Origin of the sequence: Chryseobacterium sp. MYb328 (assembly GCF_037572595.1) — a bacterium.
In the GTDB taxonomy this organism is placed as follows: Bacteria; Bacteroidota; Bacteroidia; order Flavobacteriales; family Weeksellaceae; genus Chryseobacterium; species Chryseobacterium pennae.
The window spans coordinates 1-16,507 of sequence record NZ_JBBGZQ010000012.1 but is presented as its reverse complement, the minus strand read 5'-3'; the positions used below and the strand labels follow the sequence as shown (position 1 = coordinate 16,507).

The 16,507-nt window shown below is 36.5% G+C and carries 10 protein-coding genes; 5 read left to right on the top strand and 5 right to left on the bottom strand.

Features of this window, described 5'->3' with window-relative positions:
• Positions 1-88: 88 nt before the first annotated feature.
• Entirely contained in the window at positions 89-814 is a 726-nt protein-coding gene (locus WH267_RS13080; protein ID WP_123319858.1) for a class I SAM-dependent methyltransferase, read from the bottom strand.
• A 137-nt stretch (positions 815-951) separates the two neighbouring features.
• Between WH267_RS13080 and WH267_RS13075 the strand changes: the two genes are divergently transcribed.
• From WH267_RS13075 to WH267_RS13065, 3 genes are all read left to right on the top strand, one after another.
• Complete coding sequence (locus WH267_RS13075; protein ID WP_340008797.1) at positions 952-2,118, top strand: THUMP domain-containing class I SAM-dependent RNA methyltransferase; 1,167 nt, start codon at positions 952-954, stop codon at positions 2,116-2,118.
• Between the two features lie 12 nt (positions 2,119-2,130).
• Complete coding sequence (locus WH267_RS13070; RefSeq protein WP_340008795.1) at positions 2,131-2,559, top strand: branched-chain amino acid ABC transporter substrate-binding protein; 429 nt, start codon at positions 2,131-2,133, stop codon at positions 2,557-2,559.
• A gap of 85 nt (positions 2,560-2,644) precedes the next feature.
• Complete coding sequence (locus WH267_RS13065) at positions 2,645-3,649, top strand: glycosyltransferase (protein ID WP_340008793.1); 1,005 nt, start codon at positions 2,645-2,647, stop codon at positions 3,647-3,649.
• 89 nt (positions 3,650-3,738) lie between these two features.
• Here WH267_RS13065 and WH267_RS13060 read toward each other — a convergent pair whose 3' ends face one another.
• A complete protein-coding gene (locus tag WH267_RS13060) occupies positions 3,739-4,965 on the bottom strand; it encodes an aminotransferase class I/II-fold pyridoxal phosphate-dependent enzyme (RefSeq protein WP_115971671.1) in 1,227 nt (408 codons plus the stop codon).
• Positions 4,966-5,122: 157 nt separating this feature from the next.
• On the opposite strand from WH267_RS13060, the gene WH267_RS13055 reads away from it, so the two are divergent.
• A complete protein-coding gene (locus WH267_RS13055) occupies positions 5,123-5,581 on the top strand; it encodes an Lrp/AsnC family transcriptional regulator (protein WP_340008789.1) in 459 nt (152 codons plus the stop codon).
• Between the two features lie 71 nt (positions 5,582-5,652).
• Here the strand turns inward: WH267_RS13055 and WH267_RS13050 are convergent, their stop codons facing one another.
• The 3 genes from WH267_RS13050 to WH267_RS13040 all read right to left on the bottom strand — a co-directional run bounded on the left by WH267_RS13050 (position 5,653) and on the right by WH267_RS13040 (position 11,183).
• Positions 5,653-6,684 (bottom strand): bestrophin family protein, encoded by a 1,032-nt coding sequence (locus tag WH267_RS13050; RefSeq protein ID WP_340008787.1) that lies wholly within the window; start codon positions 6,682-6,684, stop codon positions 5,653-5,655.
• A gap of 205 nt (positions 6,685-6,889) precedes the next feature.
• A complete protein-coding gene (locus WH267_RS13045) occupies positions 6,890-8,962 on the bottom strand; it encodes an alpha-ketoacid dehydrogenase subunit alpha/beta (RefSeq protein WP_340008785.1) in 2,073 nt (690 codons plus the stop codon).
• Positions 8,963-9,038: 76 nt separating this feature from the next.
• A complete protein-coding gene (locus WH267_RS13040) occupies positions 9,039-11,183 on the bottom strand; it encodes a S8 family peptidase (protein WP_340008783.1) in 2,145 nt (714 codons plus the stop codon).
• 405 nt (positions 11,184-11,588) lie between these two features.
• On the opposite strand from WH267_RS13040, the gene dnaE reads away from it, so the two are divergent.
• Positions 11,589-16,256 (top strand): DNA polymerase III subunit alpha, encoded by a 4,668-nt coding sequence (gene dnaE / locus WH267_RS13035; RefSeq protein WP_115973498.1) that lies wholly within the window; start codon positions 11,589-11,591, stop codon positions 16,254-16,256.
• The last annotated feature ends 251 nt before the right edge of the window (positions 16,257-16,507 follow it).

The following is a 16,507-nucleotide window of genomic DNA, read 5'->3' as shown; positions in this document are numbered from 1 at the left end:
TATATCCGAATTTAATTCCAAAATAAATTGAAAACACGGTCCCTAATAAAAATATAATATTAGCAATCATCCTTGAATCTATTTGAATCTATTTTTTCTTAAATAAATTGATACAACGCGGGGAATTTTCCTTATCAAATTCATTCAACTGGTAATCTCCCCAGATTTTTACTCTTTCAAAACCGCATTCCGAAGCATAAGCATGGATGGCTTCCAATGTATGAAGCTTTACTTTTTCAAAAAAATGAAAAGATTGTCCTTCTGTTTCAAAGCGGATGTCTTTAATAATGTGTCGGCCTTCAATTTTTTTCAAAATTTTAAAATCAATATCCCCACGGGTAATTATTGTTTCAGGCACCATTGTATTTCTTACATATTCTTCATTCAGATAATCCAACACGAAATATCCTTCCGGTTTTAATGCATTATATACCGACTGGAAAACTTTTTTATCATCATTCTCATTGTCGAAATAACCAAAACTTGTAAACAGATTGAAAACAGCATCCATAGGATCTGCATCAATTGGATTTCGCATATCATGAACCTGGAAGATCAGGGTTTGATTTTCATACTGTTTATCGGCTTCAATACTTTGTCTTGAAAGATCCAGGCCTAAAACATCATACCCCAATTTGTTGAGGAAAACTGAGTGTCTTCCTTTTCCACAGGCAAGATCAATGATCTTGGATTGAGGCGGAAGCTGTAGATCCGTAGTAAGTTTTGTGATGAAGTTTTCGGCTTCAGTATAGTCTCTGTTGCTATATAATAAATGATAATAAGGGGTATCAAACCAAGATTCAAACCATTCCATAATGCAAAAATAACTAAATTTGTGGTCTTAAAAGCAAAGTATTTTATAACATAGAAAGATTGAGAAATTCAATTACTTAGTATTTTGAACGGTTAATATTTTAAATATGAGTGCTTTAGAACTTTTAATTCAAAATTATGGACATAGAAAATCTACCAATACAGATTAAAACATTCTTCGGACTGGAGCCAATTCTTGCTGAAGAGATCAAGAAATTAGGAGGAAGAAAGGTTGAAATTAAAAACAGAGCCGTGAATTGTGAAGGAGATCTTGGTTTTCTTTATAAGATCAATTATTCTGCAAGAACAGCATTAAAAATTTTAGTGCCGATTCATGAGTTTAAAGCTTTTAATCAGCACCAGTTTTATGACAGACTGTTCAAATTTGATTGGGCAGAATTTATGGATGTTGATCAGTCTTTCTCGATTGATGCAACGGTAAATTCTGAAACCTTCAAACATTCTCAGTTTGTAACCTTAAAAATGAAGGACGCGATTGTAGATTATTTTCAGGATAAATTTAAAAGACGTCCGAATGTAGAAACCAGAAATCCGGATATTAAATTCCATCTTCATATTGATAGAGAACTGGTCATGATTTCTATGGATTCTTCCGGGGATGCTTTATTTAAGAGAGGATACAGAAGAGAGCAGGGGGAAGCTCCAATTAACGAGGTTCTGGCTAGTGGAATGCTGCAGCTTGCAGGTTGGGACGGAAAAGGAAATTTTCTTGACCCGATGTGTGGTTCAGGAACATTGCTGATTGAAGCAGCGATGATTGCCATGGATCTTCCGGCTCAGATTTTCAGAAAAAGATTCGGGTTCCAGAACTGGAAAAACTATGATGCTGACCTGTTTTCCAAAATTAAAGAATTCAGAGTCAACAGAGTGAGACAGTTTGATGGGAAGATTGTAGGGTATGATATTGATGCACGAATGCTGAACGCTGCCAGAATGAATGTGGAAGCTGCAGAAATGGAAGATGTAATTGAGATCAAGAAGCAGAATTTCTTTGATTCTAAAAAAGAACTTTTCCCATTATTGATGGTATTCAACCCTCCTTATGATGAGAGAATTTCGATTAATGACGATGATTTCTACAAAAAGATAGGAGATACTTTTAAAACTAATTATCCGAATACTCTTGCATGGCTGATTTCATCTGATCTTGAGGCTGTGAAGAAAATCGGATTGCGCCCTTCAAGAAAGATCAAACTATTCAACGGAAAGTTGGAAACGAGATTCCTGCAATATGAGATGTATGAAGGAACGAAGAAAGTACATAAATTAGAGGATAAATCTTAAAAGAAATAATTGATGTCCTGGAATATTTTTGATGTGTTAGGCGGAGCTTTAGATGTTTTGGACTTATTAAGTTCAGGTTCAGGTTCAGGTTCATCCTCAGACAGAAAGAGTCTGAATTATGACGAACATCCTCAAAGTAAGAAATCAAGAAGATTAAAAAATTTAAAAGCAGATTTTATCATATTTTGTATCCCGGCATCTATTGTTCTTTATTTTATTGTATTCAAAGATCCATTGCCGGCTGAGAACTATGGAATCACTTTATTTGTAACTTCATTAATTGGGGTAGCGCTGTCGTTTTTAGTGTTTTTTGTTATGAATGTACTGGAGGTTTTTTATTTCAAAAGTATTTTCAGGCTGCTTTTTGTCTGTGGTTCTGTGATCGCATTTTTTATTGCTTTGGTGATGTGTGTTTACTATAAATCGGGAGTATTTATTTAAAGACTATAAAAGTTAATTTCTAAGAAGAAGCTATTAAAATGTTTGTGGTTTCTTCACGAATAAGTAATTTTGAAAAATTTTCAATTTGAATCCTAGTATTTCCATTATTGTTGCTATTTATAACCGAAAGGATGAACTTTTCGAGTTGCTGACTTCTTTGACCCAACAGACTGATAAAGAGTTTGAAATTATTATCGTTGATGATGGTTCAATTATCGATCTGAAACCTACTATAAAGAATTTTGAAGAGGTTCTGGATATTAAATATTTCAGAAAAGATAATTCAGGTCCGGGACTGACAAGAAATTACGGGGCAAAAAGAGCAACAAATGAATGGCTGGTATTTGTAGACAGTGATGTGATTGTTGAAAAGGATTATATTGAACATATTAAAAAAGATATTCAAACGGTTCCCTGTGATGCATTCGGAGGTGCGGATAAGGCCCATAAAGGCTTTAATCTGATGCAGAAAGCGATTTCATATTCTATGACCTCTGTTTTTACCACTGGAGGAATCAGGGGAAGTAAGAAAGCAGTTTCAAAATTCCAGCCCCGAAGTTTTAATATGGGAGTGAAAAAGGCGGTTTTTGAAAAAGTAGGTGGTTTTTCCGAAATGAGAATAGGAGAGGATCCGGATTTATCGATGACCCTTTGGGAAAACGGATTTACAACAGCATTTTTTGATGATATTGCCGTTTACCATAAGCGGAGGGTAGATTTTGGAAAGTTCTCCAAGCAGGTCTATCAGTTTGGCTGTGCAAGACCGATTCTTAATCAGAGGCATCCGAATTATGTAAAAATATCTTTCGCGTTTCCTACTTTATTTATGCTGGGATATATTATGGGATTTATGGAGTATTTTGTGTTGGAAAGAGGCATTATTCTCGCTTTCTATGGACTGTATACATTTCTGGTCTTTTTCCATGCTTTATTACTGACTAAAAATATCAGCATTGCCGGAATGGCGGTGATCTCCACCTATATTCAGATGTTTTCTTACGGATATGGTTTCCTGAAATCCTGGGTGCTGCTCAATATCTTCAGGATGAAGCCTGAGGATGCTTTTCCGCATCATTATTATAAGAAATAGAGGTTTGGTATTTATGAACTGATATTAGTTACAACAAAAAATAAAGAAGGCTGTTTCATTTGAAACAGCCTTCTTTTGTACAATAAAATTTAGGATATGAAGATGTTTTCATGGTTAAGAATACCTACTTTCAGCATGCATTCTTTCATTTTATGATAAGTTCTTTTGATGTCGTGGTCTAAACCGATGGAGAATCTGATCAATCCGTCAGAAATACCGATCGAAGCACGTTCCTCTTCCGGAATCTCAGATGAAGTTGATTTTCCTGAGCATGAGAAAAGGGTCTTGTAGAAACCAAGGCTTACTGCCAGATACCCAAGGTTTTCGGTCTGCATCATTTCCATCAGTTCGTTCGCTTTTTCTGTAGTTCCTGCATCCAGGGTTAGTAATCCTCCGAATCCGTATTCTTCATCGATCATGCTTTTCATCAGTTCATGATTCTTATGAGATGGTAATCCCGGATAAGATACTTTTAAGCCATCTTTTTCAAAACTTTCAGCAAGATACAGGGCATTGTGGCTATGTTGCTTTATTCTGATATGAAGGGTTCTCAGGTTTTTAAGAATACTTGAAGCTCTTAAACTGTCCATTGTAGGCCCCAGCAGCATACATGCTCCGGAGTTTACATTTTTAGTATCATCAATAAATGCCTGTGTTCCGCAATATACACCCCCTACAGTATCACTGCTTCCATTGATGAATTTCGTTAAACTATGGATTACAACGTCTGCCCCGAATAACTGTGGTGAAATGGAAAGCGGTGAAAATGTATTGTCTACAATCAGTTTTAAATTGTGTTTTTTACAGATTTCGGAAAGCTTTCTGAGATCTGCCACTTCAAGTAACGGGTTGCTTACACTTTCGCAGTAGATTACTTTGGTGTTAGCAGTAATTGCATTTTCAATAGACTCAAAATTGTTGATGTCTACAAAAGTGGTTGCTACATTGAATTGAGGTAAAAAGTTTTTAAGGAAAGCGTAGGTTCCTCCATAAATGGTTCTGCTTGAAATGATATGGTCTCCACTTTTGCATACCTGCATCAGAACAGAGGTAATAGCTCCCATTCCGGATGCTGTAACATTGGCAGATTCCGTATTCTCCATTTTTGCTAAAGCCTGTGCCAGATAAAGGTTCATAGGTGATGAATGTCTGGAGTACAGGTAACATCCTTCAGCATTCCCTTCAAATGTATCAAACATGGTCTTTGCAGAAAGGAAAGTATAGGTGGAGCTGTCAGAAATAGAAGGATTTACTCCTCCGAATTCGCCAAAATACTGAAGATCCTGGATCTCGTTGGCTGCGTTAAAGTTTTCCATAAGCATTGTTTTTATTTTACTGGCCTAATTTGCGTTATTTTCCTAATTATTACAACATAAATTTGAATTTATAGAATATAAAACTGGAAAACGTTGTTTATTTAGAAAATATAATTGCTATCTTCGGAAATATTAAATTTTCACCAAAAAATTATCTATGGAACTTGATGATACAGATAGAAAACTGCTTCTGTTTTTGCAGGAAGACTGTAAGCAAACCACCAAAGAGCTTGCCGGTAAGCTGGGATTGTCAGTTACTGCTGTTTATGAGCGGATAAAAAAGCTTGAAAATGCAGGTGTTATTTCCAAATATGTGGCATTATTGGACAGGAAAAAGATCAACCGGGAGTTTATCGTTTTGTGCCATGTGAAATTAACACAGCACAAGAAAGAATTTGTTCTGCAGTTTGAAAGAGAAGTGATGAATCTCCAGGAAGTTACAGAATGCTTCCATGTAAGTGGAGATTATGATTATATTCTTAAAATAGGAGTGAGGGATATTGAAGATTATCGGAATTTTATGCTCACAAAGCTTACGACGCTTCAGCACATCGCAAGCACACACAGTTCATTTATGATTTCCGAAGTGAAAAATACAACGGCAATTGCTTTATAAAGAAATAATTAGGTATTAGAACCGTTAAATTGACTACCGTTTCCAGTATTACTCGTCAGTAATTACTTATACTAAACCAGAACTCCGTTTTTAGAAGCAATAGGATCCGGAAGATCTGTTTCACCTGTCATTTGTAAAAGATCGATTTCAATAGTCCGGCAGATGGAAAGCATTGGAACATCAAACATTAATCCAGCAAAAGGGTTTTCGGAATAGTCGCCCACAAGTTCCATGATAATATAGATCCATCCGATGATAATACAGAAAGGGATAGAAGTCCAGATTCCCCAGTCTCCCAGTTTGGCAAATTCATTTACCAGTCCCAGGGGAAGAAGGGTGATGAAAAGAATATTAAAAACAAAAGCTGTGCTGGCAAACTGTCTTGGGGAAGGAAATTTTTTAATTCTTTCCGCTTGTCCCTGAAAGTTATAGAATTCATTCAGGCAGTTCTGTAGCTGTGTTTGATTGAAATCTGTGATAGCATTCATGTTTTTAAGCTCATTAATATCTTTTGCCTGTTGAGAAACTAAATAAGTGGCAAAATTTTTATAATCACTTTTCAGTTCATATTCTTCTTCTGAGAGATATTTGTGTAAGAAAATAGGAGCTCTTCCGTAATCCGGAAAGCCTGCTTTAATCAGCCTGTTTCTTCTCAGGTTAATGTTCCCGAATTTATTGTTTTCAGAACTGATATGTTCCCATTCTGTAGGGACTAAAAGCTGTTCACGGAAAGTATATAACCATGCAATATGGCGGTAGATGATCTTCTTTTTTCTGTCTTCAAGATCAAAAACACCTATTTCTTCATTTTTTGTATCAAAAGCCTGTACCATTGAAGCGAATGAACGGCTTGAGTTCACAATTCCACCCCATATTTTTCTGGCTTCCCAAAGTCTGTCATATGCCTGGTTGTTTTTGAAACCTACTAAGAATGCTTCTGCTGTACCAATAAGGGCGACAGGAACCCATGGAATGGTCATCCAGTGCCAGTTGAAGAAATAAAACAGAACAGCAATCAAAGTACACCATATTGATATTAAAAGAAGATGTACACCGGATAGATTGAGAACCTGTTTATAGTTGACGTATTTGGTTGTGATCATAAAGAAGAATGTGTTTTGCGTGTACAGACAAAATAAGTACCAAACTTTGTAAGAGTTTATGGGAAAGTGCCTGTTATAAATCTAATTTCAGTTTTTCGTTTAGGTATAATGTTCTCAGGTTGAGTTTGATAATCTTAAATAAAAGTAATGAAAAAAATGCATAAAAAAACCTCTAATTTTCTTAGAGGTCTTATTTTATATCAATTTAATATTGCAGCATTTCTTCGATCTTCCTGGAAAGCTTTTCAGCGTTAGGAAGCATTTCTTTTTCGAGAACCAGATTAATAGGAACAGCCGGAGTATCTAAAGAGCCCATTGTTTCTACCGGAGCATCAAGATATTTAAAGCAATTCTTAGAAATTCTGTGTGCAAATGCTTCTGCAAAAGAGTTGTTAAGCTGTTCTTCCGTAAGAACGATACATTTTCCGTGAGCTTTTACTCTTTCAAAAACAAGTTCTTCATCCAAAGGAATTAAAGTTCTTAAATCAATCACTTCCACTTTTCCGTTGAAGTTCTTTACAGCCTCTTTAGCCCAGTAGACTCCCATTCCGTAAGTCACAACAACTAAGGTTCTGCCTTTTTCTGTTTCATTCTTATCAGCTTCTATGATGATTTTTCCTTTTCCGAATGGTAAAACGTAATCTTCAGCAGGTTCAATGGTTTTGGCATCTTCAGTTCCCGGAACTTTGCTCCAGTACAATCCTTTATGCTCAAGCATTACCACTGGGTTCGGGTCATAGTAAGCTGCTTTTAGCAATCCTTTGAAATCCGCTGCGTTACTTGGATAAGCTATTTTGATTCCTTTAATATTGGCCAGAATACTTTCAACACTTCCACTATGGTAAGGACCACCACCACCGTAAGCACCAATAGGAACACGGATGATATTGCTTACCGGGAATTTTCCGCTACTTAAATAACTTGATTTTGAAATTTCTGTAATTAATTGGTTGATCCCAGGATAAATATAATCGGCAAACTGAACTTCAACAATTGGTTTCAGGCCTACAGCGCTCATTCCTGTTGTAGAACCAATGATATATGCTTCCTGAATGGCTGTATTGAAAACTCTTTTGCTGCCAAACTTTTTTCCAAGGGTTACTGTTTCACGGAAAACTCCACCAATTCTTTCTCCTACATCCTGGCCATAAAGAAGAGCCTCAGGGTGCTTCCACATCAATTCCTGTATTGCGTGGATGGCAGCATCTACCATGACAATCTTTTCCCCGTTGGCAGGTTCACGTGTGCCCGTTTCCTCTGTAATTGGAGTAGGAGCAAATATGTGTTGCATTACGGTTTCAGGCTTTGGATCTTCAGCATTTTTAGCTTTTTCAAAAGCTTCTTCTGCTTCAAGACGCGCTTTTTTGGTAATCTGTTTTAAAAGATCTTCATCTGCACCTGCTTCCAGTAATTGTTTTCTAAGGATTTCTCCCGGATCTTTAGCTCTATGTTTCGTTAAATCTTCTTCATCTCTATAAAACTCTCTTCTCACTCCTGAAGTATGATGCCCGATCAATACTGTTTTTGCACAGACAACCAGAGGTTTTCTTTCTGTTCTTACAAAATCTACAGCCTTTTTCATAGCCTCAAAACTTTCTATGAAATCAGTGCCGTCAACCCTCATTCTGCTTAATCCTGTAAATCCAGATACAAAATCATAAGCATCACAGGTTCTTGCTTCATCTTTGGTTACAGAAATTCCCCATTCGTTATCCTGAACAAGGAAGATAATAGGAAGCTGGTGCAGTGCTGCAAATTGTAATGCTTCACTCACTTCCCCTTCTGTTACAGAATTGTCACCAAGGCTACAGATTACGACAGGGTTGTTTTCAAACTGCTGGAGATTGAAGTCCTGAATGTATTTTATTCCCTGGGCAACACCGGTTGTAGGAATGGTCTGCATTCCTGTTGCAGAACTTTGATGAATGATTTTGGGTTTGTTTTCATCCCTGCTTGAAGGGTGAGAATAATAGGATCTACCTCCTGAAAAAGGATCATCAGCTTTAGCCAGTAATTGAAGCATGAGTTGGTAAGGTTCAAAACCTATTCCCAAAAGGATACTTTCGTCTCTGTAATAAGGAGAAATCCAGTCTTCTTTTTTTAATTGATAGGCTGTTGCTAACTGTATGGCTTCGTGGCCTCTTGAAGTACTGTGAACGTATTTACAGATGTTTCTGTTTTCTTCATAAATGTCAGCCATTGCTTTAGCAAGCATCATATGATTGTACGCTTTAAGTAAAATATCCTGAGAAACTTTTTCGTGAAGTGTATTTTCCATAGGAAGCAAATATATATAAAAAAAACAAAATACTAACAACTGTTAGTATTTTGCAAAAAAAATATAAATTTGATGATTATTCTTTAATTATTTTTTTAGAAATAACGTCATTTCCGGTTTTTACTTCTATGATGTAAATTCCTTTTGTATAATCCGATAAATCAACTACTTCCTTGTCACTGCTGATCGTGCCGTTATGCAGCTTTTTGCCAGACAAATCGTAAATTGTAAACGTAGATTTTTTAGGAGCTTTAAGGATGTTTATTATGTCTTTTGTAACGGAAGGAGCTACAGCAAGACCACTTAAAATCCCCGGTTTAGACTCTTGGGCTCCTAATGTTAATACTTCGTTATATCCGGTTACAACAATAGAGTAATTTTGAGGAGCGTTAGCACCTGCATTATTTTTCAGGGTTCCTTTATTATTAATAATGATCTTGTAATTTCTTCCGGCTACCGGAGTATCTACTATTACTTGTTCAACATTATCTACGGTATTATCTCCTTTTAATGCCGTCATGGGGTTGTTATAATCTAGTCTCCATGGAAGGTAGATAGTGTTGTCTGTTGTATCAATGATTCTTAAATCCAAATCATTGATTAATTTTGAAGTTCTGTTGTTATGGACATTAGTCCATTGATCGGTAAAGTTTGTGAATTCGGGATCTATCCAGGAGATAGTTACTTTTAATGGTTCAGTTCCGGAAGCTTTAACGGTTTTAGTATTAGTTACTCCAGTATTTAATGTTTCATCACTGAAAATAACGGTGTTATTAGATTTTCCAACAAGAATTTCGGCTCCTTTTTTAGCATTAATGAATCCCCAGCCAAAATGTGGATCAGGACCAGGGTTACCTGCTTCTAAAGCAGAGTGAATCATTAGTGTTTTTGCGGAGGCTGCATTAAGTTCCGTATTATTAAAGAGTTGTTTGTTGATTTGTGTCCAAAGACCAATAATACCTGTAACCACAGGTGCGGAAAAAGAGGTTCCATCGCCAATTGAAGCACTTTGAGTACCTGTTGCGCCATTTTGTGTAGTTGCACTGCCTACAGAAGTTCCTACTGTAGAGATGTCTGGTTTTATTCCACCATCATCTCTTGGCCCTGCGCTGCTGTAAAATGAATGGATAACATCTGTTGAGGATGTATACCTTCCTCCGTTGGCTGTAATTCTGTCAGTTGCCCCTACTACAATAATGTTTTTAGCTGAAGATCCAAAACCAATACAGTCATATCCCTGAGAACAGTTGTCGGCAGGTAATGTATCTGTTGCTGTAAACTCTACTAAATTACCGTTTCCATCTCTGTGAAATTTTTTAAGCGTACTGTCGGCACTTGGGCCTAATCCAAAAGAGTTTCCGGAAGATTTGACAATGATATAGGAAGGGTTATTGTAAACAATTTGATCATAGTCACGGTCATTGTTAAAATATGCCCCTTGACCGTCAACAGTAGTATTGGGACTAGCAAAAGCACCATTCCAAACCCATGCAGGTTGACCATTAACGTCAGCTTGAATCCATCCTTGGTTGCCTCCATAGGAATGATTAGAAATTTTTGGCTGAGCTTTAATTATTTTTTGAAAAACAGTGCTGGGAGTTGATTCATTAGGCAGTGTTGTTTCTAGAAATGCATACGCATCTATCGTTGAATTAGGCGCAATGCCTTTAAAATTTACAGCTCTAGTGGTGCCATCATTAAGTGTAACTGTAAAAGGGAAATTTTTGGCACCAATAAAACCAGCAACAGATGTTGCGTGATCTCCGTATATCACAGTAGTAGCTTCTTTATTGCTTATTCTGTCTGTAGCATTGTCAAAAAATACGTGACCTTCAAATACACGTCCAGGTGTGCCTGAGATAGAACTTCCATCAAAAATAGTAAATTTAATGCCTTCTCCATTGAATGAGCCTGTTAATCCACTAATAGTACCTCCTTGCAGGTAGTCAGAATTGGAATTCATAATTTGATCCAGATCATAAGCTTCATAAAAATAAGGCTTGTTTTCGACAAAACCTGCTAAACTGATTCTTTGCTTTTCAATTTCTTTTAAAATCTCCGGATTTCTGTTTTGTCTATAGCGTTTAGCTATGTAATCATCAAACTTTTTACTGTTTTCAACTCTCTGGTTTTCAAATTTTCTTGCCAGAGCTTCACTGTTGTTTTGTGCACTTGCTAAAGAAATGACTAAAGTGCTGATCAAAATAAAGGTTCTCTTCATAATTTTTTAATTTTTTATGTTTTTATGTGTTTTTCAAATATATAAATGTTGTATTTGTTTTCCTTTTTTTTTGGCTTTTAATTTGAATTTTGGTGTTATTTATTGAATTTTCACTGTTTATTGATTTAAAATGTTAAATTATTTTCATTTTTAATAGTTTTATTTTCATTTAAATTGAGGGAGAAAATGGTTCAAATGAAGCTGAACAACTGAGTGTTTTTAATGAAATGACTTGAAACTAATGATCTTGACTGAAAAACAGTGAGGGATCATGTTGAAAATCGGTATTCTTTTTTGATTTCTTACGGACAGAATAATTACTTCTTAACCAGTTTTTGAAACCAATAATTCGAAAAAATGAAGTAACTTTACATTCTCTTTTTTATAAAAAAGTTAGAAAATTATATGTATTTAATTTTTGACACAGAAACAACAGGTTTACCAAAAAATTTCAATGCTCCGCTTTCAGATTCAGATAACTGGCCAAGAATGGTACAGATCGCATGGCAGGTGCATGATGATGATGGTAATTTAATTGAAAATCAGGATTATATAATCAAGCCTGAAGGGTATGATATTCCCTTTAATGCAGCAAGAATTCATGGAATTACAACGAAGATTGCCAATGAAGAAGGGCGTGATCTGCAGGAGATCTTAGAAGAATTTTCCAAGGTACTTGAAAGAGTAAGAGTGGTTTCCGGGCACAATGTTGAATTTGATTATAATATTGTAGGAGCAGAATTTTATAGAAAAAATATAAAAGACAATCTTCAGGAGAAGCCCAGAGCGGATACAATGATTCTGGGAACCGATTTCTGTCAGTTGGGCGGAGGTCGTGGAGGAAGATACAAATCCCCGAAACTTGAAGAGCTTTATGAGAAGCTTTACGGGAATAAATTCGATGAGGCCCATAATGCTGCTGCCGATGTAAATGCTACAGCCAGAGCCTTCTTTGAAATGATAAGAATTGGGGTGGTTCCTGCTGAAACATTAAAGATTTCAGAAGATCAGTTAGCGTATTTTAAGAGTCTTTATCCTGATCCGATCAAGCCTTTTAATATTGTTATCAGAAGGCAGGTTGCAGATTTTCACAATAAGAAGAAACAGCAGGATTTCGGAAGTATTGATGAAATTGATTTAGGAAAATATTTCAATTTTGATAATCATAGTGTTTTTTCTACCCTTACGGCTACTACCAGCATTAATGACTTAATTAAAAAAGCTTCCGATGAAAACTTCCCGGCTGTCGGGATGGTGGATCTTGGAAATATGATGGGGGCTTTCAAGTTTGTTTCTGCTGTAGAAGGAGCTAATGGAGACAGGGCCAAAAAACATAAAGAATATCTGGCTAAAAAACAGGAAGCAGAAGAAAACGGAACTGAATTTAATGAATCAGAACCAGTTTCTGAACCATTGATTCCTGTTGTCGGATGTGAATTTTATATTTCAGAACGCTATGAACAGAAGCAGTTTACCAAAGATGATCCGGACAGGAGAACACAGGTAGTGCTTTTGGCAAAAGATTTTAACGGGTATAAAAACCTGGCAAAACTTTCCAGTATCGGTTTCCTTAAAGGATTTTATTTCGGGGTTCCGAGGATCAGCCGTGAATTGATTGCTGAGTATAAAGAAGGAATCATTGCACTTACTTCCGGAATTATGGGAGATATTCCTGATGCGATCTTAAATACCGGTGAACAGAAAGGGGAGGAGCTTTTCAAATGGTGGAGTGAAACTTTTGGAGATGATTTTTATGTTCAGCTTCAAAACCATAATCTGCCGGAAGAAGAGCACTTAAACGAAGTTTTATTGTACCTGGCAGATAAATATAGTGTTAAAATTTTAGCACAGAACGAAACATTCTATACCAATAAAGATGATGCCAATATTCAGGATATTGTAAGCTGTATTAAAGATGGAGAGAAACTGACAACTCCTATCGGAAAAGGTTTTGGGAAGAGAAGAGGACTTGCTACCGGAGAGTATTTTATGAAAAGCTCTGATGAAATTAAAGCATCTTTCCTTGCTTATCCTGATGCCTTTGAAGCGTATGAAGAATTTTTTGCAAAATTTAAGCCTTATACTTTAAAAAGAGATGTTCTCCTTCCAAAATTTGATATCCCTGAAGAATTTATTCATGCTGAAGATGATATTGATGGAGGAAAGCGTGGTGAAATGGCCTATTTGACACACCTGACATATGAAGGGGCTAAAAAAAGATATTCTGAGACAGGAATCACAGACGAAATCAAAGAACGATTAGATTTTGAGCTGGAGGTTGTTGCTAATACGGGATACCCCGGTTACTTCCTGATTGTGCAGGATTTTTGTAATGAAGCAAGAAAAATGGGGGTTTGGGTTGGTCCCGGTCGTGGTTCTGCTGCAGGTTCTGCCGTAGCCTATTGTACAGGAATTACCAATGTGGATCCTATTAAATATGATCTCCTTTTTGAGAGATTTTTGAATCCGGAAAGGGTTTCCATGCCGGATATTGATATTGACTTTGATGATGAGGGACGTGATAAAATCATTAAATGGGTAGTTGAAAAATATGGTAAAAATCAGGTAGCACAGATTATTACGTACTCTGTTTTGGGGGGTAAATCTGCGATTAAAGATGCCGGAAGGGTATTGGATGTTCCTATTCCTGATACGAATAATATTGCTAAGCTTATCCCTTCTACACCAGGGATGAACATTGCGAAAGCATTGGCAAAATATGATAAGCTGAAACCGGAAGAACAGATGCTCGTTGACGAAATGAGATATGTTCTGGAAAGCCCCGATGATTCACGTCATGGAGTACTGGCAAGTGCTAAAAAGATGGAAGGATGTATCAGGAATACCGGTATTCATGCCTGTGGTGTAATTATTACTCCGGAAGATGTAAGTAATCTGGTTCCGGTGACTATTGCAGCTAAAGATGCGGATATTTTAGTGTCACAGTTTGATAACTCGGTGGCTGAAAGTGCCGGACTTCTGAAAATGGACTTCCTGGGACTTAGAACATTGACGATCATTAAAGATGCCTTAAAACTGGTGAAAGCCAGATATGGATTGGATATTGACCCGGATCTTATTCCGTTGGATGATACTAAAACATATCAGTTATTTAAAGAAGGAAGAACCGTTGGGATCTTCCAATATGAAAGTCCCGGGATGCAAAAATACATGAGAGAGCTTAAACCAACGGTTTTTGCCGATCTTATTGCCATGAATGCCCTTTACCGTCCGGGGCCAATTAAATATATCCCGAACTTTATTAATAGAAAGCACGGTGTTGAAGAGATCGTATATGACTTACCGGAAACAGAAGAATATTTAAAAGAAACTTACGGAATTACGGTTTATCAGGAACAGGTAATGCTTCTTTCACAGAAGTTGGCCAACTTTACAAAGGGTGAGGCTGATACGCTGAGAAAGGCGATGGGTAAGAAGCAGATTGACGTTCTTAATAAAATGTACCCTAAGTTCATTGAAGGAGGAAGAAAGAACAATCTTAATGAAGAAAGGCTGGAAAAAATCTGGAATGACTGGAAAGCCTTCGCAGAATATGCCTTCAACAAGTCTCACTCAACGTGCTATGCTTTCATTGCTTATCAAACAGCCTATTTAAAAGCAAACTATCCTGCAGAATATATGGCAAGTGTGATGAGTAATAACATTAACAATACAGACTCGATTACCATGTTCATGGAAGATTGTAAGAGTATGGGTGTTGATGTTTTGGGACCTGATGTGAATGAATCCCAATACAAATTCTCTGTAAACGAAAAAGGACAGATCCGTTTTGGTCTTGGAGCGATTAAGGGAATTGGAGAAGGGCCAAGTGAAGCAATTACAAAGGAAAGAGAAAATGGCAGGTTCAAAAATATCTATGACTTTTTTGAGAGAATACTGCCTTCTCATATGAATAAAAGGGTAGCGGAAAGTTTAGTGGTTGCGGGAGCTTTTGATGAACTTGATTCTTTCCACAGAGGTCAGTACTTTGATATTGATATGGCGGGAAGAACTAATCTTGAAAGGCTCATCAGATATGGGCAAAGCTTTCAGGAAAGTAAAAACGAGATGGAGTTTTCTCTGTTTGCAGATTTTGCAGATGAGGTTCAGATTGAACAGCCAAAACTACCTCCTTGTCCTGAGTGGCCGAATATGCATAAGCTGAATAAAGAAAAGGAAACTATTGGATTCTACCTTTCTGCCCATCCGCTGGATGAATTTAAATATCAGTTCCAGTTTATGCAGGGAAGACTTTCTAAAAAGTCGGTGTTGGAAAAAGAAGAGGAAGAAAAAGTGACCACAGATGAGGCGCCTGTTCTGGAGCAGGACACGCCGGATGAAACTACTGATCTTGCCGAGATTGTTTCTGACGAATTATCTGTTGGGGATGAAGAAGTAATAGAAGAAACTACTAAAAAAGCAGAACCTAAAGGAAATTTCCTATTCTTAAATCTTGATGAGGTAGACGCTTACAAAGAACAGGCTTTTGCTAATAAGCAGGACGAATTGTTTGAAGAAAAAAAGAAAGACTGGAAAACCCTTCAGAAAGAAAGAGAAAATGGAGGCGGTGGAAAAGAGTATACCGTTGCAGGTCTTATCACAGAATACAGAGTTCAGGATGGTTTCAGAAGTGGTGAAAAAGTAGCTTTTGTGACACTGGAAGACTATTCCGGTTCTTACTCTTTCAGATTGGGAGACAGAGATTATATGAGGTTGAAGGAGAAGCTTGAAGTTCAGAGGTTTGTTATTTTTAAAATAAAATTCGCGCAGGTAAAAGATGGAAGAGTCTTTGTGAATGTAAATGATGTGATCGAGCTTCAGGAAGCATTTGAAAGATTTGCCAAGAGTATCTCTCTGGTAATGGATGTGATGGATGTAAGACATGAGGATCTGGATTTCTTCAGAACGGTTTTGGATCGGAATAAAGGAAATCAGAAACTGAAGTTCTTTATCAAAAATATTGATGATGATTCCCATATTGAAGTACAGTCTATGAAGCATTCAGTAGACCTGAACGGAGACCTTATCAAGGAAATACAATTGCTCAATAAGTATGAGTTCTACCTGAATTAAAAAAAAGAAATAGATATGTTTTTTAAAAGTGGCTTTTGGCCACTTTTTTTATTTGTACGAATTAAATAGCCGATATTATTTGAATTGGAAGAAGAATTTTATTTTAGATTAGAGGGAATGTAAATGGGATTAAATTACTGATAATTAGACGTTTGTGTTTCTTTGTATTTTTTTTGGTAAATAAGTGTTAAAATTAAATAATTGTTTAATTTTATTTAAAAATAAGCAGTATTTAAGGTTTATTTTTTATT